Origin of the sequence: Parasphingopyxis sp. CP4 (assembly GCF_013378055.1) — a bacterium.
GTDB lineage: Bacteria > Pseudomonadota > Alphaproteobacteria > Sphingomonadales > Sphingomonadaceae > Parasphingopyxis.
In genome coordinates, this window is record NZ_CP051130.1 from 1354688 (window position 1) to 1374349 (window position 19662).

19 protein-coding genes are annotated in these 19662 nt (G+C 59.2%); 14 read left to right on the forward strand and 5 right to left on the reverse strand.

Annotation, left to right across the window (positions count from 1 at the left end):
- Nucleotides 1–54 precede the first annotated feature (54 nt).
- Nucleotides 55–1308, forward strand: coding sequence for an NRAMP family divalent metal transporter (locus HFP51_RS06540; RefSeq protein WP_176874926.1), 1254 nt, complete (start codon nt 55–57; stop codon nt 1306–1308).
- Here the strand turns inward: HFP51_RS06540 and ada are convergent.
- Nucleotides 1305–2351, reverse strand: coding sequence for a bifunctional DNA-binding transcriptional regulator/O6-methylguanine-DNA methyltransferase Ada (gene ada / locus HFP51_RS06545; RefSeq protein ID WP_176874927.1), 1047 nt, complete (start codon nt 2349–2351; stop codon nt 1305–1307). The two genes, HFP51_RS06540 and ada, sit on opposite strands and share 4 nt — an antisense overlap.
- A 172-nt stretch (nt 2352–2523) precedes the next feature.
- On the opposite strand from ada, the gene HFP51_RS06550 reads away from it, so the two are divergent.
- The 7 genes from HFP51_RS06550 (at nt 2524) to HFP51_RS06580 (ending at nt 10436) form a co-directional block, all read left to right on the forward strand.
- The gene (locus tag HFP51_RS06550) at nt 2524–3630 is read left to right on the forward strand and encodes a trypsin-like peptidase domain-containing protein (protein ID WP_176874928.1); all 1107 of its coding nucleotides are present in this window, start codon (nt 2524–2526) and stop codon (nt 3628–3630) included.
- A gap of 135 nt (nt 3631–3765) precedes the next feature.
- Nucleotides 3766–4320, forward strand: a complete 555-nt coding sequence (locus HFP51_RS06555; RefSeq protein ID WP_176874929.1) for a F0F1 ATP synthase subunit delta — start codon at nt 3766–3768, stop codon at nt 4318–4320.
- Nucleotides 4321–4322: 2 nt separating this feature from the next.
- Nucleotides 4323–5852, forward strand: coding sequence for a F0F1 ATP synthase subunit alpha (gene atpA / locus HFP51_RS06560; protein WP_176874930.1), 1530 nt, complete (start codon nt 4323–4325; stop codon nt 5850–5852).
- A gap of 14 nt (nt 5853–5866) precedes the next feature.
- Nucleotides 5867–6742: a F0F1 ATP synthase subunit gamma gene (locus tag HFP51_RS06565; protein WP_176874931.1), complete on the forward strand. Its 876-nt coding sequence runs from the start codon at nt 5867–5869 to the stop codon at nt 6740–6742.
- A 27-nt stretch (nt 6743–6769) separates the two neighbouring features.
- Complete coding sequence (gene atpD, locus HFP51_RS06570; protein ID WP_176874932.1) at nt 6770–8215, forward strand: F0F1 ATP synthase subunit beta; 1446 nt, start codon at nt 6770–6772, stop codon at nt 8213–8215.
- 45 nt (nt 8216–8260) lie between these two features.
- Complete coding sequence (locus HFP51_RS06575; protein ID WP_176874934.1) at nt 8261–8524, forward strand: ATP synthase F1 subunit epsilon; 264 nt, start codon at nt 8261–8263, stop codon at nt 8522–8524.
- 388 nt (nt 8525–8912) lie between these two features.
- A complete protein-coding gene (locus HFP51_RS06580) occupies nt 8913–10436 on the forward strand; it encodes a CpaF family protein (protein WP_176874936.1) in 1524 nt (507 codons plus the stop codon).
- Nucleotides 10437–10452: 16 nt separating this feature from the next.
- On the opposite strand, the gene HFP51_RS06585 is transcribed toward HFP51_RS06580, so the two are convergent.
- Nucleotides 10453–10635: a hypothetical protein gene (locus HFP51_RS06585; protein ID WP_176874937.1), complete on the reverse strand. Its 183-nt coding sequence runs from the start codon at nt 10633–10635 to the stop codon at nt 10453–10455.
- Nucleotides 10636–10695: 60 nt separating this feature from the next.
- The gene (locus HFP51_RS14710) at nt 10696–10938 is read right to left on the reverse strand and encodes a hypothetical protein (RefSeq protein WP_255454920.1); all 243 of its coding nucleotides are present in this window, start codon (nt 10936–10938) and stop codon (nt 10696–10698) included.
- On the opposite strand from HFP51_RS14710, the gene HFP51_RS06590 reads away from it, so the two are divergent.
- Complete coding sequence (locus tag HFP51_RS06590; RefSeq protein WP_255454921.1) at nt 10931–12934, forward strand: TonB-dependent siderophore receptor; 2004 nt, start codon at nt 10931–10933, stop codon at nt 12932–12934. The two genes, HFP51_RS14710 and HFP51_RS06590, sit on opposite strands and share 8 nt — an antisense overlap.
- A 59-nt stretch (nt 12935–12993) precedes the next feature.
- Here HFP51_RS06590 and phaR read toward each other — a convergent pair whose 3' ends face one another.
- Complete coding sequence (gene phaR, locus HFP51_RS06595) at nt 12994–13548, reverse strand: polyhydroxyalkanoate synthesis repressor PhaR (protein ID WP_176874941.1); 555 nt, start codon at nt 13546–13548, stop codon at nt 12994–12996.
- Nucleotides 13549–13673: 125 nt separating this feature from the next.
- On the opposite strand from phaR, the gene HFP51_RS06600 reads away from it, so the two are divergent.
- The 5 genes from HFP51_RS06600 (at nt 13674) to kynU (ending at nt 19073) form a co-directional block, all read left to right on the forward strand.
- The gene (locus HFP51_RS06600) at nt 13674–14633 is read left to right on the forward strand and encodes an alpha/beta fold hydrolase (protein ID WP_255454922.1); all 960 of its coding nucleotides are present in this window, start codon (nt 13674–13676) and stop codon (nt 14631–14633) included.
- 47 nt (nt 14634–14680) lie between these two features.
- A complete protein-coding gene (locus HFP51_RS06605; RefSeq protein WP_176874945.1) occupies nt 14681–15853 on the forward strand; it encodes an acetyl-CoA C-acetyltransferase in 1173 nt (390 codons plus the stop codon).
- 201 nt (nt 15854–16054) lie between these two features.
- A complete protein-coding gene (locus HFP51_RS06610) occupies nt 16055–16873 on the forward strand; it encodes a hypothetical protein (RefSeq protein ID WP_176874947.1) in 819 nt (272 codons plus the stop codon).
- 110 nt (nt 16874–16983) lie between these two features.
- The gene (locus HFP51_RS06615) at nt 16984–17844 is read left to right on the forward strand and encodes a S9 family peptidase (protein WP_176874948.1); all 861 of its coding nucleotides are present in this window, start codon (nt 16984–16986) and stop codon (nt 17842–17844) included.
- Nucleotides 17841–19073, forward strand: coding sequence for a kynureninase (gene kynU / locus HFP51_RS06620; protein ID WP_176874950.1), 1233 nt, complete (start codon nt 17841–17843; stop codon nt 19071–19073). The genes HFP51_RS06615 and kynU overlap by 4 nt, the downstream gene beginning before the upstream one ends.
- Here the strand turns inward: kynU and HFP51_RS06625 are convergent.
- Nucleotides 19070–19606: a GNAT family N-acetyltransferase gene (locus HFP51_RS06625; RefSeq protein ID WP_176874952.1), complete on the reverse strand. Its 537-nt coding sequence runs from the start codon at nt 19604–19606 to the stop codon at nt 19070–19072. The two genes, kynU and HFP51_RS06625, sit on opposite strands and share 4 nt — an antisense overlap.
- Nucleotides 19607–19662: the final 56 nt, after the last annotated feature.

Here is a 19662-nt window from a genome sequence, read left to right on the forward strand (position 1 = left end):
ACGCTTCCCAACTGGCATCTAACCACCTAACGCGCGCTTAGGGGGCACGGGTTCATGGTTTCACATCGTATGCGGATCTGGCGGGCTATTGGGCCGGGCTTGTTGTTTTCGGGCGCAGCGGTCGGTGTTTCGCATCTGGTGCAGTCGACCCGGGCTGGGGCGATGTTTGGATTGGCGCTGGTCGGCGTCATCATCCTGATCAACATCCTTAAATACCCAGCCTTCCGCTTCGGCGTCGATTACGCCCATGCGACCCGCCAATCCCTGCTGCATGGTTATCGCGAACTGGGCAGCTGGGCGCTGATCATCTTTCTGATTGCGATTGCGCCGATCGCGCCAATTGTCCTTGCAGCCACAAGCGCCACGACAGCAGGAATCATCACTGCCCTTGCCGGCCCATCGATGCCGATTCCGACATTGGCCGCGCTGGTTCTTGCGGGCGCGACAGCCATATTGATGTTTGGTGGCTATCAGTGGCTCGACCGGATCAATCGGGTGCTGCTCGCCTTCCTGATTGTCTCGACCATTGCTGCGACCGTCATGGTGTTACCGCGCGTCGAATGGGGTTCGCTGACAGATATCGGCTGGGCGGCCGATCCGCTGGCATTGCTTTTCATCGTAGCGCTGGCAGGCTTTATGCCCAATCCGGTCGATGCATCGGTTCCGGTTTCGATCTGGACGGTGGAATCCGAAAAGGACGCCGCCGATGCCGATCGCTCGACACTGGGCGAGATGCGCACCGGTTTTGCCTGGTCCTTCGCGCTCTCGGCCGTCCTTGCCCTGTGCTTCTGCATAATGGGTGCCGGTGTGATGTTCGCCGGAGGCGTGAATCCAGCCCCAGACGCTGCCGGGTTCGCCGCGCAGATCATCGCCCTTTATAGTGAAACCCTAGGGCCACAGGCGGCCATGATCGCGTCGATTGCCGCGCTGTCCGTCATGGCGTCGACGGTGATTGCCGCGACCGACGCCTATGCACGCTCCTTTGCCGAAGCCTATGCGGATCGCCAGCCGGGCGACGATCCCGCGCGTTTCCGCGCCGCCTATACCGTCGCGATTCTCGCAGAGGTCGGTCTTGCCGTTGCGGCTCTCTACGTCCTGTTGTCCGATTTCAGTGTCTTTATCGACTTTGTCACGTCGGCGTCGTTCCTGATCGCACCGGTGGTAGCGCTGCTCAACCATCTCGTGGTGACGCGATGCACGATGCCGGATGGCGCGCGACCAGCCCAGTGGATCCGCCTGCTAAGCATCGCCGCAATCATTGTGATGTCGCTGCTCGCACTCGCATTTTTGGTGCTGCGTCTCAGCTAGCCCGCATTTCGCCGTTCCCGCTCCAGCAGCGCTTCCTTGCGCTTGAGGCCATAGGCATAGCCGCCCAGCGAGCCATCGCTGCGGATCACCCGGTGGCACGGGATCAATACGGCCACATTATTGGCGCCATTGGCTGATCCCGCAGCGCGCACCGCCTTGGGCTTGCCAACGGCCTCGGCGATATCGGCATAGCTGCGCGTCTCACCGGGCGGAATGCGGGTAAGTTCCCGCCACACAGCCTCCTGGAAAGCAGTCCCCTGCACATCGAGTGACAGGCCATGCGGCCGGGCTGGATTATCGACCGCCGCCACGGTCTTTGCGACGATATCGGTCATCTCCTCATCAGCCGGTAGGATTTCGGCATTGGGGAATCGCGCGCGCAACGCCGCTTCATCTTCGTCGAAACTCAGGCGGCAGACCCCGCGCTCGGTGGCGGCGACCAGCATGTCGCCAAGGCTTGTTTCGGCAATCGCCCAGCGAATGGTGACCCCCGCCCCGCCCTTGCGCCAAGCGGATGGGGTCATGCCCAGGCGCTTGGAGGTCTCGGCATAGAAACGCCCGGGGCCGGAAAAGCCGGCTTCATAGATTGCGTCGGTCACCCGTTCCTCCTTGTCCAGCGCGCGCTCGGCCCGGTCAGCGCGCAACCGCCGTGCATAGGCTGCCGGCGTGACACCGATGGCGCGGCGAAATACGCGCAGGAAATGGGTTGGCGAATAGCCGACCTGCGCGGCGATCTGGTCGAGCTTGGGAGCCTCCTCGGCGGCCTCGATAAGCGAGACTGCTTCGGCGACTGCGGCTTCGTCTCGCGAAACATCATCGGGTTTGCATCGTTTGCACGGCCGCAACCCCGCTTCGCGTGCATCGCTGCCAAAGGGAAAGAAGCGAACATTGCTGCGCTTGGGATGGCGCGCCGCACAGGATGGCCGGCAATAAATGCCGGTCGTCAGAACGCCCGTAACAAAGCGGCCGTCAAAACTGCGATCGCGCGCCATCACGGCCTGCCAGGCAAGATCGGGATCGATGGGGGTGTGTTGCTGTGTCATGCGATCTTTGTAGCTATAGCCCATATCGGACGCGTTCCGAAAATTGCGACCAAAGAAAGCGAGTGGCTTTCATCAAGCCAATCGCCTGTCTAGAAGGGTGGTTTGCGGCAATAGCGAGGGGTGTGCTGTGCGCTGGATACTAACGATAATGCTGTGCGTTGCGATGCTTCCAATGTCCGCATCTGCGCAGAAGAACGAAGAACAGGCCCGGCAGAATGATGTCGTGGCTGCCGCCCAAAGCGTGGTTCGGGTTGCGTTGATCGCTAACGATCCGAAACAGGGCGACTATTTGCTCGGCCATGGCAGCGGCGTGGCTGTTGCACCGGGGCTGATCGTGACCAATGCCCATGTCATTGCACCACTTCGCGAATCACCCAGCATTGAAATCAGCATCGTCCCCTCTCAGGGCGACCAACGCTATGAGGGTCGCCTCCTCGCTTCGGATTCTCGCGCCGACCTGGCCCTGATTCGGATGGAAGAAGGCATTGTCGAACCATTGTTGGTGTTTACGGGACGCCCCGCCGATACTGGCCGGGTTGCCGCTATTGGCTATCCGGGTTCTGTCGACCTTGCCGAGAATTTGTCCGCCAGCGAACGAGTTCGCCCGATTCCCGCGGTCCGCACCTTTGGCCAGCTGTCCGGTGGCCGCAGCCGCCGCGACGTTGATACGCTGCTGCATACGGCAGCAATGGCGCGCGGCAATAGCGGCGGACCGTTGGTAGATGAATGTGGTCGGATAATCGGAATCAATAGCTTCGGCGCGCTGGCCCAGCAGAATGATGCCGAATTTGGTTTTGCTATTTCCGCGCGCGAAATCATCCCCTTTCTTCAGAACGCCGATGTACGGCCCGAAACTACGACCGAGGGCTGCGTCCCGCTGCCTGAGCGCGAACGTCGCGAGGCCGAAGAACAGGCGCGCGCCGACGATCTGGTGCGGGAACGCGAGTTGCTTGCCGTCTATGAGGCACGCGAATTGAGCCTGGCGGTAGCTGTCGCACTGCTGGTAATTGGCGCAATGCTCTTGCTGGGCGGTGTCATAGCGATGTTCTTCCGCGGTCGCTGGCAACGCGGCTCGCTGATGGGCAGTCTGAGCATCGGTGTCGGGATCGCGCTGATAGCCGGGTCCTTCTACGTCTTTATCTCGAGGCCGGGCCTGGCATCGACCCTGGATGAACCGCCGGCGGAAGAAGCTGTCGCCAATGATAATGATGCCGCGGACGCAGATGCGGAAAGCGACGACGAGGGCGATGGGGAAGATCAGGCGGAGGCCGCTGAATAGATTCGGGGAAAAGTCGCCCCGTTCTATCTTGCATCGCAGCATGACCCTTGCTAGGTGGCCCGCAGCCGTAGCGGGGGCGTTTTGCCGCTCCTTTTTCTATGGATCAGTCATCCTCCTTTAGGGGCATATTTGCGCGTGGATATTTCCGGCGGAATCAAGGCCAGCTTAGCGGGCCGCTATGCAGCGGCACTCTTTGAACTGGCAGAAGAAAACAAGCAGCTCGACGCGGTCGAAGGCAGCTTGGCGAAACTGAAATCGGCGCTTGCCGATTCGGAAGAATTTGCCACGCTGACCACCAGTCCGCTGGTCGGGCGGTCCGAAGCCATTGCGGCGACCCAGTCGGTCTCCGATTCGCTCGGACTTGATCCTCTCACCACCAATTTCCTCGGGACGCTCGCCGAGAATCGCCGCCTGGCCCAGCTGGGTGCTGCGATCCGCGCCTTCTCGACTATCGCCGCTCAGTATCGCGGCGAAGCCAATGCCGAAGTGATTTCGGCGCATCCTCTTACTGACGACCAGGTTGCCGCACTCAAGGCCAAGTTGAAGAGCCTTGCGGGCCGGGACGTCAATGTCGACATGAACGTCGATCCTTCACTGCTTGGTGGACTGGTCGTCCGCATGGGCAGCCGGATGATCGACGGCTCTCTCCGTACCAAATTGAACACGCTCGCAAGCGCCATGAAAGGCTGACAATGGATATCAACGCTGCAGAAATCTCCAAGGTCATCAAGGACCAGATCGCCAGCTTCGGCACCGAAGCTCAGGTTTCCGAAATCGGAACCGTGCTTTCGGTCGGTGACGGTATCGCCCGTGTGCACGGCCTCGATAATGTGCAGGCCGGTGAGATGGTCGCTTTCGATAACGGCGTTCAGGGCATGGCGCTGAACCTGGAATCGGACAATGTCGGTATCGTGATCTTCGGCTCCGATGCGGAGATTAAAGAAGGCGACACCGTCAAGCGGACCGAAACCATTGTGGACGTTCCGGTCGGCAAGGGCCTGCTCGGCCGCGTTGTCGACGGTCTTGGCAATCCGATCGATGGCAAGGGCCCGATCGAAGGCGCCGAGCGCGCTCGGGTGGAAGTCAAAGCACCGGGCATCATCCCGCGCAAATCGGTCCACGAACCGGTCCAGTCCGGCCTCAAGGCGATCGACGCCCTCGTCCCGGTTGGCCGTGGCCAGCGTGAGCTGATCATTGGTGACCGTCAGACCGGCAAGACCGCCGTTGCTGTTGATACCTTCATCAACCAGAAGACGATCAACGCCGGCGACGATGAATCGAAGAAGCTCTATTGCATCTATGTCGCTGTCGGCCAGAAGCGCTCGACCGTGGCGCAGATTGTTCGCCAGCTCGAAGAAAATGGCGCGATGGAATATTCGATCGTTGTCGCTGCAACCGCATCCGAGCCGGCACCGCTCCAGTATCTTGCGCCATACACCGGCTGCACGATGGGCGAATATTTCCGCGACAACGGCATGCACAGCTGCATCGTTTATGACGATCTGTCGAAACAGGCTGTTGCCTATCGCCAGATGTCCCTGCTGCTGCGCCGCCCGCCGGGCCGCGAAGCTTATCCGGGTGACGTTTTCTATCTTCACTCTCGCCTGCTCGAACGTGCAGCCAAGATGAACGAAGACAATGGCGCTGGCTCGATGACGGCCCTGCCGATCATTGAAACCCAGGCTGGTGACGTTTCGGCTTATATTCCGACCAATGTTATCTCGATCACCGACGGCCAGATCTTCCTGGAGACCGAGTTATTCTACCAGGGTATCCGCCCGGCGATTAACGTCGGCCTGTCGGTGTCCCGTGTGGGATCGGCCGCTCAGACCAAAGCGATGAAGAAGGTGTCGGGCTCGATCAAGCTCGAACTGGCGCAGTATCGCGAGATGGCAGCCTTCGCCCAGTTCGGTTCGGACCTCGATGCCTCGACCCAGCAGCTGCTGAACCGCGGCGAACGGCTGACCGAGCTCCTCAAGCAGAAGCAGTTCTCGCCGATGCCGATGGAAGAGCAGGTCGCATCGATCTTCGCCGGCACCCAGGGCTATCTCGACGGGATCGGCACCGATCAGGTGACGGATTTCGAGGAAAGCTTCCTCGCCCATATGCGCAACGACCATGGCGATATCCTCGCCACGATCCGCGATACGCAGAAGCTCGAAGACGATGTGGCCGAGAAGCTGACATCGATCCTCGACGATTTCTCGAAGACCTTCGCCTAAGGGACATATAAACCGTGGCAAGCCTCAAGGAACTCAAGGATCGGATCGGGTCGGTTAAATCGACCCAGAAGATCACCAAGGCCAAGCAGATGGTCGCCGCCGCAAAACTGCGCAGAGCGCAGGAATCGGCTGAGGCTGCGCGTCCCTATGCCGAACGGCTCGAAGGCGTGATGTCGAGCCTGGCATCGAAAATCTCGATCAATTCGGATACGCCCAAGCTGCTCGCCGGCACCGGCAAGACCGAGCATCATCTGATGGTGATTGCGACGTCGGATCGCGGCCTGTGCGGCGCATTCAACACGAATATCGTGAAAGAAGCGCGGCAAAAGGCTGAAGAACTGATCGCCGGCGGCAAGAAAGTGACCTTCTACCTTATCGGCAAGAAGGCGAAACCGGCCATCAAGCGCGTATTCCCGAACTCGATCGATCATCATTTCGATACGAGCGAGATCAAGAACCCGGAATATGACGACGCCAAGGCGATCGCCTCTGAGCTCGTCGAACGGCTCGAAGACGAGAAGTTCGACGTTGCCTGGCTCTTCTATTCCAAGTTCAAATCGGCGCTGGTCCAGGAACCGCAAACCCAGCAGCTCATTCCCGTCCCCGTCCCCGAGGGCGAAGAAGGTGGCAGCAATGCCGCTGTCGATTATGAGCCGGACGAAGAGGAAATTCTCTCCGAATTGCTGCCGCGCAACCTGTCGATCCAGCTCTTCCGCGCGCTGCTTGAAAATGCGGCCAGCGAACAGGGCGCATCGATGACGGCCATGGACAATGCCACGCGCAATGCCGGCGAGCTCATCGACAAGCTCACCATCGAATATAACCGCAGCCGTCAGGCCGCGATCACCACCGAACTCGTTGAAATCATCTCGGGCGCTGAAGCGCTCTAAGCAATTAGAAGGCAAGAGGTAAAAATCATGGCCACCACCAACACTGTCGGCACGATCAGCCAGGTCATCGGCGCCGTTGTCGACGTCAGCTTCCCCGATGAGCTGCCCGCGATTTTGTCGGCGCTTGAAACCGACAATAATGGCAACCGCCTCGTGCTGGAAGTTGCGCAGCATCTCGGCGAGAATATGGTTCGCACCATCGCCATGGACGCGACCGAAGGTCTGGTCCGCGGTCAGGAAGTAACCGACACCGGTTCCCAGATTGCGATGCCGGTTGGCCCCGAAACGCTTGGCCGCATCATGAATGTTGTCGGCGAGCCGATCGACGAACTGGGCCCGATTGGCGCAAAATCAACCGCACCGATCCATGCCGAAGCCCCGCCTTTTGTCGATCAGTCAACCGATGCGGAAATCCTCGTCACCGGCATTAAGGTGGTCGACCTGCTCGCCCCTTATGCAAAGGGCGGTAAGATTGGCCTGTTCGGCGGCGCCGGCGTGGGCAAGACCGTGCTCATTCAGGAGCTGATCAACAATATCGCGAAGGGCCATGGCGGCACCTCGGTATTTGCCGGCGTGGGTGAGCGTACCCGCGAAGGTAATGATCTCTATCACGAATTTCTCGATGCCGGCGTTATCGCCAAGAACGACGATGGCGTTGCGATCTCCGAAGGTTCGAAAGTGGCGCTGGTCTACGGCCAGATGAACGAGCCTCCGGGCGCCCGTGCTCGCGTCGCCCTGTCAGGTCTGACGATCGCTGAATATTTCCGTGACCAGGAAGGCCAGGACGTGCTCTTCTTCGTCGACAATATCTTCCGCTTCACCCAGGCGGGTTCCGAAGTGTCGGCCCTACTCGGTCGTATCCCGTCCGCTGTGGGCTATCAGCCAACCCTGTCGACCGACATGGGCAACCTGCAGGAACGGATTACGTCGACCAACAAGGGTTCGATCACCTCGGTGCAGGCCATTTACGTGCCAGCCGATGACCTTACCGACCCGGCACCTGCAACCTCCTTTGCTCACTTGGACGCAACGACAGTTCTGTCGCGCGCCATTTCGGAGCTCGGCATCTATCCGGCTGTTGACCCGCTGGATTCCACCAGCCGCGTTCTCGAGCCGCGGGTTGTTGGCCAGGAACATTATGAAACGGCCCGCGCCGTTCAGGAAACATTGCAGCGCTACAAGTCGCTCCAGGATATCATCGCCATTCTCGGCATGGACGAGCTGTCGGAAGAAGATAAGCTGATCGTGGCGCGTGCCCGCAAGATCCAACGCTTCCTGTCCCAGCCGTTCCACGTGGCCGAAGTCTTCACCGGCAAGCCGGGCATCTTTGTGGAGCTGGACGACACGATCCGCTCGTTCAAGGAAGTTGTCGAAGGCAAGCATGACGATCTGCCAGAAGCAGCATTCTACATGGTCGGTGGCATCGAAGATGTCCGCAAGCGCGCTCAAGAGCTCGCAGCCGAAGCTGCCTAACCCCAATATGCCCCTCCCCTGATCGGGAGGGGCGGAGAAAAGCGAATGGCCCTCAATTTCGAACTCGTCACACCGGAAAAGCTCCTCCGTTCGGAGGAAGTGCATATGGTTGTGGTTCCGGGCACCGAAGGTGATTTCGGCGTACTTGCGCGGCATACGCCCGTGATGTCGACCATTCGCGATGGCAACATCTCAATCTATAAGACCGCTGGCGCCACGCCGGAAAAAATCCGCGTCGAAGGCGGATTTGCCGAGGTCAATGAAAAAGGCCTGACGATCCTGGCTGAAAAGGTCGTCGGCGAAGACTAGAGCGTCTGAGCGCCCGGAAGAAATTGGCCCCGAAGCGTCGATATCCGCTGGCTTCATCGCCCATCAGCCGCGATCAGCGGTCCAAATAAGCCAATTTTGCCAATGCCGTAGTGCAGGAAACGCGCTGACGGGCTGGGCCTCTGGTCGAAAAACGACGCAATGACGCCGTTTTCGACCGAAAAATGATAAAAACGGCCAGATCCTTATTCATTTCTAAAGCTTGAAGGCGCCGTCCTCGCTTCGCTTTTGCCCTGTTTTCTGAGGAATTCCGGGCTTTTCCGGCTGGTTTTACCGCTTTGCCGCCCATTAGCTAATTGTCAAAGTTTTCAATCTATTCACCATATCGAACCTGCCCGCTTCTTGGGGGCATTTTGTATCGAGGGATGGGATGAGCGCATTTGGTAAAAAAGGTGGTGGCCAGAAGCCTTCCTTCGGCGTAGCGCGCCCAATGAAGGGCGGCGGCGCCGCGCCAGCTGTTGATGAGACGGAAACCAAGGAAGAAGGCGGAGAACAGTTTCCGCCGATCGATTCACTCGAGCTTCCCGGTCAAGAAGACGATGGTAGTGCCATTCCCGCCGACGCCGACGCTATGTCCAAGCTCAACGACCGCGCCAATGCGGTCGCCGAAGCTGAAGAAGAAGTTCAGGGATTCGAAGCATCGGTTCACAAGATCAAGGAACAGGTGCTGCCGCGCTTGCTTGAACGTGTCGATCCGGAAGCAGCTGCGACGCTGACCAAGACCGAACTCGCCGAAGAATTCCGGCCAATCATTTCCGAAGTGCTCGCCGAGCTGAAGATCACGCTAAACCGCCGCGAACAATTTGCATTGGAAAAAGTGCTCGTCGATGAGCTGCTGGGTCTTGGACCGTTGGAAGAGCTCCTCTCCGATCCGGATATCAACGATATCATGGTGAACGGTCCGGAACAGACCTATATTGAGCGCAAGGGTAAGCTGGAACTCGCCAAGATTAAGTTCCGCGATGAAGAGCATCTGCTCCAGATCGCGCAGCGGATTTGTAACTCGGTTGGCCGTCGTGTCGACCAGACAACGCCGCTGGCCGATGCTCGTCTAGCCGATGGTTCTCGTGTAAACGTGATTGTGCCGCCGCTGTCATTGCGCGGTACCGCGATCTCCATTCGTAAATTCTCGGACAAGCCGATCACCATCGACATGATGAAAGATTTCGGTTCGATGTCGCGCAAGATGTCGACGTTCCTCAAAGTCGCCGGTGCCAGCCGCTTCAATGTGGTTATTTCTGGCGGTACGGGTTCGGGTAAGACGACGATGCTCAATGCCATGTCGAAAATGATCGACCCGGGCGAGCGCGTGCTGACGATTGAGGATGCCGCCGAGCTTCGCTTGCAACAGCCGCACTGGCTGCCGCTGGAAACGCGCCCGGCCAACCTTGAAGGCAAGGGTGAAATCTCAATTGGTGACCTTGTGAAGAACGCCCTGCGTATGCGTCCTGACCGGATCATCCTGGGTGAGATTCGTGGCGCGGAATGTTTTGACCTTCTGGCCGCCATGAATACGGGCCATGATGGCTCCATGTGTACGCTTCACTCCAACAGCCCGCGCGAATGCCTTGGTCGTATGGAAAACATGGTCATGATGGGAGACATCAAGATCCCGAAAGAAGCGATCTCCAAGCAGATTGCCGACTCGGTTGATCTGATCATTCAGGTGAAGCGTCTGCGCGATGGTTCGCGTCGCACAACCAACATCACCGAAGTGATCGGCATGGAAGGCGATGTCATCGTTACCCAGGAACTGTTCAAGTTCGAATATACCGGTGAAGATGATAACGGGAAGATCGAGGGCGAATATCGCTCAATGGGTCTGCGTCCGTACACGCTCGAAAAAGCCAAGGCCTTTGGTTTTGAACAGCCGTGCCTGGATGCCTGTCTGTAGGACCGGTGCGGGACTGTTAAAGACCGCCTACCGCCAATAGCCCGAGCATTGCGGCTGCAATTCCGGCCAACACCATCAGCAATGTCCAATTGACCCAGCCAACCTTGTCGAGCTGGTCGCGATTATTGCGTCGCCAATCCATCCAACCAGCGATTATGGCGAACGCCAAGGCTATTCCGGCGGCAATACCAAGCGTCATCTACACCCACTCCGAAGCGCCACCGCGCGAAACACACTCGCAATCTGAACCATGTTTTTCCTACATTTGCAGCTTTTTTGATTGTTTTTGATAATCGTTATCATTATCGAAAACAATCAACAGCCTGATTCCTCTGGTGCAGATTGGATTGTACATGTTTTCCCGAGTATCGCGTTCCGGCCTTTCGCTTCTGGCCGGCATTTCGTCAATCGCTTTTGCCAGCAACGCAGCCATTGCCCAGGGAGTTCCAGTAGCGCCAGCATCCAGTGTCCTCGTATCCACCGGCCCTACAATCGTGGTCACGGGCCAGTATCTGGAAGGCGCAACAATCAGCGCCACGAAGACGGAAACGCCGCTGATCGACGTACCACAAAGCGTGTCGATTCTGTCTCGCGAACAGATTGACGATCAGGTGCTCGGCGATATTGGCGATGTGCTCCGCTATACCCCCGGCGCATCAATCGGCCAGGGTGAAGGCCATCGCGATCAGATAACAATCCGCGGCCAGAACACCACGGCCGATTTCTATGTCGACGGCTTGCGCGATGACGTTCAATATTTCCGTCCGCTCTACAATCTCGAGCGCATCGAGATCCTGCGCGGCTCGAACGCGCTGATATTCGGTCGCGGCGGCGGCGGCGGTGTGATCAACCGCGTTACGAAGACGGCCCGTGTACGAGAGACATTCGGTGGTGGTACATTCGGCGTCGACACCTTCGGGTCGGTCTATGTCAGCGGCGATGCCAATATTGCTGCGAGCGAAGCCGTCGGACTGCGGCTCAATGCCTTTTACGAATCCCTCGACAATCATCGCGACTTCTACAGCGGCGATCGGTTCGCGCTCAATCCGACGGCCACGGTCCGACTTGGCGAGGACACACGCGTGATCGGCTCCTATGAATATGTCGATGATGATCGCACGGTCGATCGCGGTGTCCCATCGCTGCGCGGTGCACCGCTCGAGGGTTTTGTCGAGACCTTTTTCGGCGCCCCCGGCACCAATGTGACGACGCTCCAGGCGCATATCTCGCGCCTGCGCTTCGAACATGATTTCTCGGACAGCCTGACCTATAATTCGACCCTGCAATATGCAGATTACAACAAGCTCTATCAGAATATCTATCCGATCGGCTTTGACGATGTCGCAAACACGACGTCCCTGGACGGCTATCGCGATACGACCCAACGCGAAAATCTGATCATCCAGGGCAATCTTGTCTGGGAAGGCAATACCGGCGCACTCGGCCATACGCTGTTGCTCGGCTATGAATATGGCGATCAGCAGACCCGGAATGCCCGGCGCGATATATTCTTCGCACCGAGCATGGATGATCAGATCACGATCGGCTTTAGCGATCCGCTGGCGATCCCGGCTTTCTCCTTCCCCGCCTTTACCCGCGCGCGGAGCTCGGATGCGGAATTCTTTTCGATCTATGCGCAGGACCAGATCGCGATTGGCGATCACTTCATCATCGTCGTTGGAATTCGCTTTGATCGGTTCGAGATCGACGTCGTCGACCAGATCGAGATCAATGATGGCGCGGCAGACGGGAATGACGGTTTTCTCAGCCGTAGCGACAGTGAATGGTCGCCTCGGATCGGCCTGATTTACAAGCCGCAGGATAATGTCTCGCTCTATGCAAGCTATGCCCGCTCCTTCCTGCCGCGCTCCGGCGATCAATTCCTGTCACTCTCACCGACGACCGAAAACTTGGCGCCCGAACAGTTCGACAATTATGAGATCGGCGTGAAATGGGACCTGCAGCCTGCGCTGAGCCTGACGGCGGCGATCTTCCGGCTTGATCGGGAGAATGGCACGACGCCGGACCCCAACGATCCCGGCAACTCGATCCTTACCGGCAGCCGCACCGAAGGGTTTGAAGTGCAGCTGGTCGGCGAGATCCTGCCCGGTTGGAGCGTCAATGCGGGCTATAGCTATCTCGACGCCGATGAGCGCGGCCGCGTGGTCGGCGCTGCTCTGGCGAACCGGACGCTCGCCCAGGTGCCCGAGCATATGTTCTCGATGTGGAACCATGTGGACATAACGCGCCGGTTCGGTGTCGGCTTTGGCGTGACGCATCAATCGTCGCAGTTCGCGTCGATCGACAACAGCGTGCGCCTGCCGAGCTTCACCCGCTTCGATGCGGCTCTGTTCTACGACATTAGCGATGATGTCCGGATGCAGGTGAATGTCGAAAATCTGTTCGACGAGGATTATTTCCCAGCCGGGCACAACAATAACAATATCTCGACCGGCGAGCCGCTCAACGCGCGCTTCACGATCCGGGCGAGCTTCTAACCAACGCAACGGGGCCGCGTGCGGTAAAAACGCGCGCGGCCCCGATTGCTGTTAGCGAATTATTTGCTGAGTTTTTCGATCTGGTCCTGAAGCTGGGCCAGCTGTTCCTTCAGCGCATCGACTTCTGCGTCACGCTGGCTTTCCGGTTCGGCTTCGGCGCCCGGCTTGATTGTCTGCTGGAACGCACCGGCGGCCGCTTCGAACATTTCCATGTTGCGCCGCGCGATCTCCCCGAAAGGTCCGGAGCCAAGCGCCCCTTCCATCGCATCGCGAAACTTGGCCTGGTTGCGCTGGAACGCTTCCATCGAGGCTTCGAGATATTGCGGCACCATCGCCGACATGGAGTTGCCATACATGCCGATCAGATCGCGCAAAAAGCTCACCGGGAGCATATTTTGCCCATGGCTTTCCTCTTCCATGATGATCTGGGTGAGGACACTGCGCGTAATATCTTCGCCGCTCTTCGCATCGATCACCTGAAAGTCACGCTTGTCGCGAATCATGTCACCAAGATGATCGAGCGTGATGTAACTCGAGCTTTCGGTGTTATAGAGACGCCGGTTTGCGTATTTCTTGATAATGACCGTGTCAGAACTGGAAGCGGATTTCGCCATGTATGAGTCTCCAACTGTTGAATCCCGACTTAGCACCTGGAGATAGTGCACTGCAACACAAACCCCGCCCCCTCCCACTATTCCTTGATTTGCTGCGCAGCGAAACCGCAGCATCGCCGGAGCGAATGGCGGCCGCACTGGCCGGTTTGAAAGCCTATCAGCAAGCCGATCGCACAGACCCTCCTCCGCCCATGCCCGTCGCCGCCCAATCCGGGCGCGCGCGCTTGCTCGATTATGGTGGATCTGGCCCGGCCGCGATCTTCGTCCCCTCGCTGATCAACCCGCCCACGATTCTTGACCTCGCGACTGACAATTCGCTGCTTCGCTGGCTCAGCGATAATGGTGTCCATCCTTATCTCGTCGATTGGGGTGCGCCGACTCCAGAAGAGTCCGCGCTTTCGGTCGCCGGCCATGTCGAGACATTGCTGCTTCCGCTGATCGACGCATTGGACGCGCCCGCACATCTGGTTGGCTATTGCATGGGCGGAACGATGGCGACAGCCGCGGCTGCGTTGCGCACGCCGCTTTCACTCGTGACGATGGCCGCACCATGGCGGTTCGACGGCTTTCCCGACGAAGCCCGGGACGGGCTGAACGCGCTATGGGACAATGCGCAGGCGACCGCGCGCGACATCGGTGCGCTACCGATGGAGGTACTGCAGACGGGGTTCTGGAAACTCGATCCGGCACGCACCGTCAGCAAGTTCGAAATGTTCGGCAAGCTCGAACCGGGCAGCGCACGGGCAACAGGCTTTGTTGCACTGGAAGACTGGGCCAATGACGGCCCGCCGCTAACCTATGGCGCGGGGCGCGAGCTGATCGAAGATCTCTTCACGGCCAATGTTTCCGGTAAAGGGGAATGGCGGGTCGGCGGTGTGATCGTCGACCCCGCCGCGCTCCCCTGCCCCACGCTCGATATCATCTCGAGCAGCGATCGGATTGTTCCCGAAGCCACTGCCGCCAGGGCCGGTGAGGTCATCACACTGTCGCAGGGCCATGTCGGCATGGTTGTCGGCGGACGCGGACGGACCGCATTATGGGAGCCGCTCGGGCAATGGCTTTCGCAGGTGCAACATAATAGCTAAGCTCGCGAGCGACTCCTGAACTATTTGCATGTGAAAGGGCCCGAGCCATGTCCGATATCGTCATCACCGCCGCCAAACGAACCCCCGTCGGCAGCTTTCTTGGTGCCTTTGGCACCACGCCCGCCCATGAACTGGGCCGCGTCGCCATCGAAGCCGCGCTGGAACAGGCCGGCATTGCGCCGGAAGATGTGTCGGAAGTCGTGCTCGGCCAGGTGTTGACCGCTGCACAGGGCCAGAACCCGGCGCGCCAAGCCTCGATGGGCGCTGGCATTCCGAAGGAAGTCCCCGCCTGGGGCGTCAATCAGGTCTGCGGATCGGGTCTGCGCGCCGTCGCGATTGCCAGTCAGCAAGTCGCGACAGGCGATGCGAGCATCGTGGTTGCCGGCGGACAGGAAAGCATGTCCCTGTCGCCTCATTGCCAGAATATGCGCAGTGGAACGAAGATGGGGCCGGTGAGTCTGGTCGACTCCATGATCAAAGATGGCCTCACTGATGTCTTCAACGATTATCATATGGGCATCACCGCCGAAAACCTTGCCGAACAATATCAGGTAACCCGGGAAGATCAGGATGGCTTTGCGGCCCGCTCGCAAAACCTTGCCGAAGCCGCTCGCAGCGAAGGTCGCTTCGTCGACGAGATCGCCCCCGTGACCGTCGCCCATCGCAAGGGTGAAACGATCGTCGACCAGGATGAGTATATCCGCGAAGGCGTCACGACCGAAGGCCTGGCTGGCCTACGTCCTGCGTTCAAAAAGGACGGCACGGTAACCGCGGCGAATGCCAGCGGGATCAATGATGGCGCCGCAGCACTGGTCGTCATGTCAGCAGAGGAAGCCGAGAAACGCGGCGCGCCCGTGCTGTGTCGGATCGCAAGCTGGGCATCGGCCGGCGTCGATCCATCGATCATGGGCATCGGTCCGGTTCCCGCCAGTCAGCGCGCCCTGGAAAAGGCCGGTTGGACGATTGCCGATCTTGACCTGATCGAAGCCAATGAGGCCTTTGCCGCCCAGGCCCTGTCTGTGGGTAAGGAGCTCGGCTGGGATCCCGAAAAAGTGAATGTGAATGGCGGCGCCATCGCCATCGGCCATCCGATCGGCGCGTCTGGCGCCCGCGTCCTGACGACATTGATCTACGAGATGCAACGCCGCGATGCGCATAAGGGCCTGGCGACATTGTGCATCGGTGGCGGCATGGGAATCGCGATGTGCATTGAACGATAGTGCTAATGCGCTGAAATAAATGGAAATTGCCACATATTGGTGATTTCCACCACATAGTCGCGATTCACCTCATATTTTCCTAACCGAATATTCATTAACTCCCTGCTATTGTGCGGTTTCTTGAAACTGGCACGGGTCATGCTTATCTAAAGGGCATTAGCGGATAAAAATCCGTTGTGACTCAAAAATAGGGGTTCAGGAATGTTCAAGGAATTTGCTCTTCTCGGTGCCGCAGCCGTCGCTGCCATCACCGGTTACGCTACCGACGCCTTCGGTGTCGGCCAACCCGAAGCGGTTGAAGGCCGCATCTATCACTATGTCCGCAGCAACCAGGACGGTAGCGGCGCAGAAAATGTCTATGTGTATCGCGCTGCGTATAACCGGCTCGAAATCTACAAATCGAGCGAGCGCTGCGTTGATGCCGGTTTTGTCACTGCATGGGTCGATTCCGAAACCGGAAACGCCACGGTGATCCAGGGTGGCCGGCTGATGCCGGAAGCCCGTCACGAGAATTTCGCGACGATCAGCTATGACGGTGCAGCCACGATGCTGCGCGCCGAAGCTGCCCTGCCGGACCGGATGGTTCGCCAACAGGTGCGCGTCACGGAACCGATCTTCCACCTTTATGATGCCGATCTCGCAACCCTGTCGGTTCAGACAATGGGCCTGGATGACCCCCGCCAAGGCTTCTCATTCGCCCTGCCGACGATCTGGACCGAACCCGAGGACGGCCAATATGTCCGCCATCTCGGTGAAGCCAATGCAGAGTTCGTCCGCGCCGAAGAGTATCAAGGCACCGCTGCCTTGCGCTTCGATGTGACCGGCAGCGCCTTTGGCGACAATGGCGGGCCGCTGTGGCTTGACGCACAATCCGGCCATGTGCTGGGCGCGCAATGGGGCATCCCCAATCGCCCGGGCATGGACGATTTCTCGATCCGCCTCGTCGAAACCGAAGATAGCGGTGATGCCGGTTGGCAAGCACTGTTGACCGATCACTTCGCAGGTTGCCCGACCGTCTAAGGCGAATTGCAATCACGAACAGGCGGCCCTAGCCTCGGCGAATGAAGAACCCCATTCGTACGGCGCAGGGCCGCCTTTTTATGTGCCTTGCCGGATTGAGCGCCTGCACCATGACTGAACCCACGCCCACCGCGCCCGCCGCACCGACAGAAGCCGGCGACATCATGAGCTGGGATGATCTGTTCGGACGCACCCAACCGCAAACCGATATTCGGATCGCCTATGGCGAGGGCGACCTTCAATTTTCCGAGCTGTGGCTGCCCGAAGGCGATGGACCGCATCCCGTGGTATTGATGATCCACGGCGGATGTTGGCAAACCGATATTGCCGAGCGCGATATCATGAACTGGATAGCGGAGGATTTGCGGGTCCGCGGCATCGCCGTCTGGAATATCGAATATCGCGGCGTGGACCGTGAAGGTGGCGGCTATCCCGGCACCTATGAGGATGTTCTCGCCGCTGGCGATTCTCTGATGCAGAATTGGGATCGCTACAATCTTGATGTTGAGCCCATTGTTGCCATCGGCCATTCCGCCGGTGGTCATTTGGCGCTGTGGCTGGCGGCACGGCAATCGGCCTTTACCGGTCAACCCCTGACCGGAGATGTGCGCCTGCCGATCAGCACGGTGATCAGCCAAGGCGGGCTGCCGGACCTTGAAGCGGGCATATTGCGCGAAGGCCATCCCTGCGGAGTCGAAGCTCCGCGGTTGATGATGGGCAACCAGCCCGAGCTCACATCGCCGCAGCGCATGCCGGCTGCAATGGCGCGCCAGATTCTCGTCAATTCGGATCGCGATCGGATCGCCCCGCCTGAATATGCCGAGGCTTATCGCAATGCCAATCTGGCGCGCGATGCGACCAATATCGAACTGGTCGTGATTCCGGACGAAGGGCATGTCGAACTTGTGTCCCCCGGGACGGACAGCTGGAACCGGCAGGTTGAGCTGATCGAAGAGGCATTGGACCGATGAGTACACTCGAAGATGCACGCACCCTGGATGCAGCCGATCCGCTAGCGTCAGTGCGCGATCAGTTCACGCTGCCAGAGGGTGTGATCTATCTCGATGGAAATTCATTGGGCGCGCTCCCGACATCCACGATCGCCGCGCAGCAGGACGCGGTGGAGCGGCAATGGGGCGCGGACTTGATCCGCAGCTGGAACAGCAATGACTGGATCGGCGCACCGCAACGGATTGGTGCCAAGATCGCGCCGCTGATCGGCGCACAGCCCCATGAAGTGATCGTCACGGACTCGGTTTCCGTCAATCTTTTCAAGCTGATCGTTGCAGCGACGCGATTGCGGCCGGATCGCACGCATATATTGACCGAGCCGGGCAATTTCCCGACCGATCTCTATACCGCCGACGGTGTTTCTGACGTCCTGCCCAATCACCAGTTGCACGTCGAACAGGCGGGTGACCTGATCGATGCGATCGGCCCCGAAACGGCGCTGATCATGCTGACCCATGTGCATTACAAGAGCGGCGCACGCCATGAGATGGGGCGGATCACGGATGCGGCCCATGAGGCTGGCGCTCTGGTGCTGTGGGACCTGAGTCATAGCGTGGGCGCCATCCCGGTGGATCTGAATGACTGCGGCGCCGACCTCGCGGTTGGCTGCGGCTATAAATATCTCAATGGCGGTCCGGGCGCGCCGGCCTTCCTGTTCGTGCGCGAGGATTTGCAAGAGACGATCCGGTCGCCACTGTCTGGCTGGATGGGCCATGCCGCACCGTTCGAGTTTCGCGACGATTATGAGCCGGCTCCCGGCATTTCGCGGTTCCTGTGCGGGACGCCGCCGGTGCTCAGCCTGTTGGCACTGGAAAGCGGGATCGACCTGTTTGCCGAGATCGAGATGGAGGCGATTGCGGCCAAATCGGCATCGCTATTTGATCTTTTTGCGACGCGGATCGAGGAACGATGCGGTGCCCATGGGCTGGAGCTGATTACACCGCGTGATCCGGACCATCGTGGCAGCCATATTTCGTACCGCCACCCAGATGGCTGGCCGATCAGCCAGGCCTTGATCGAGCGCGGTGTGATCGGCGATTTCCGCGCGCCCGATATCCTCCGCTTTGGACTGACGCCGCTCTATCTGCGCCATGAAGACATTTGGCAGGCGGTCGAGATTCTGGGTGAGATTCTCGATAGCGGTATCTGGCGGGAGCCCCGGTTTGCGGAGAAAGCCGCCGTTACCTAGGCCGTCGCTCGTTCGAAAATGATCGTCTGCCCGCCTTTGAAATCGGCGCGGCGGACTTCCCGAAATCCCAGCTTATCCGCAAGTTTGAGAGAGGGTGCGTTGGCCGGATCGATGATGCAGCTCTGGCCGCCGCCAATCTCGGAATCGCACCAATCAAGCGCGGCCGTCATCGCTTCATGAGCATAGCCTTTGCCGTGCGACCAGCGATCCATGACCCAGGCACCTTCGGGAATGTCGGGGAGCGGTGGATCGATACCGCGCTCGAAATTTCCAAATCCGACATTGCCGGCAAAGCGGCCGCTGTCTTTGTCTTCGACAATCCACAAGCCGTAGCCAAGCAATGACCACCAGCCCGGAGATCGGCAGAATTTCTCCCAGGCCACCGCTCGATCCTCCATCAAGCCGCCGGTGAAGCGCGCAACCACCGGGTCAGCACTCATCGCCGCATAGGCGTCGAAATCATCGAGCTGGAACTCGCGCAGGATGAGCCGATCCGTTTCGATGCGCGGTGCGATGGTGATGTGGTTCGGCATGCGGCTCCCTTCGTGCTCATCCTATCGCGCGAACGTCGCAATCGCCAAAGAAAAAA

Excerpts from the sequence above, each read along its gene's own strand:
- phaR (WP_176874941.1), bottom strand. The coding sequence starts at position 13,548 with ATGGCGAAATCCGCTTCCAGTTCTGACACGGTCATTATCAAGAAATAC.
- HFP51_RS06605 (WP_176874945.1), top strand. The coding sequence starts at position 14,681 with ATGTCCGATATCGTCATCACCGCCGCCAAACGAACCCCCGTCGGCAGC.
- HFP51_RS06600 (WP_255454922.1), top strand. The coding sequence starts at position 13,674 with ATGGCGGCCGCACTGGCCGGTTTGAAAGCCTATCAGCAAGCCGATCGC.
- HFP51_RS06615 (WP_176874948.1), top strand. The coding sequence starts at position 16,984 with ATGACTGAACCCACGCCCACCGCGCCCGCCGCACCGACAGAAGCCGGC.
- HFP51_RS06610 (WP_176874947.1), top strand. The coding sequence starts at position 16,055 with ATGTTCAAGGAATTTGCTCTTCTCGGTGCCGCAGCCGTCGCTGCCATC.
- HFP51_RS06585 (WP_176874937.1), bottom strand. The coding sequence starts at position 10,635 with ATGACGCTTGGTATTGCCGCCGGAATAGCCTTGGCGTTCGCCATAATC.
- ada (WP_176874927.1), bottom strand. The coding sequence starts at position 2,351 with ATGACACAGCAACACACCCCCATCGATCCCGATCTTGCCTGGCAGGCC.
- HFP51_RS06625 (WP_176874952.1), bottom strand. The coding sequence starts at position 19,606 with ATGCCGAACCACATCACCATCGCACCGCGCATCGAAACGGATCGGCTC.
- HFP51_RS06540 (WP_176874926.1), top strand. The coding sequence starts at position 55 with ATGGTTTCACATCGTATGCGGATCTGGCGGGCTATTGGGCCGGGCTTG.
- HFP51_RS06550 (WP_176874928.1), top strand. The coding sequence starts at position 2,524 with ATGTCCGCATCTGCGCAGAAGAACGAAGAACAGGCCCGGCAGAATGAT.
- kynU (WP_176874950.1), top strand. The coding sequence starts at position 17,841 with ATGAGTACACTCGAAGATGCACGCACCCTGGATGCAGCCGATCCGCTA.
- HFP51_RS06575 (WP_176874934.1), top strand. The coding sequence starts at position 8,261 with ATGGCCCTCAATTTCGAACTCGTCACACCGGAAAAGCTCCTCCGTTCG.
- atpA (WP_176874930.1), top strand. The coding sequence starts at position 4,323 with ATGGATATCAACGCTGCAGAAATCTCCAAGGTCATCAAGGACCAGATC.
- atpD (WP_176874932.1), top strand. The coding sequence starts at position 6,770 with ATGGCCACCACCAACACTGTCGGCACGATCAGCCAGGTCATCGGCGCC.
- HFP51_RS06580 (WP_176874936.1), top strand. The coding sequence starts at position 8,913 with ATGAGCGCATTTGGTAAAAAAGGTGGTGGCCAGAAGCCTTCCTTCGGC.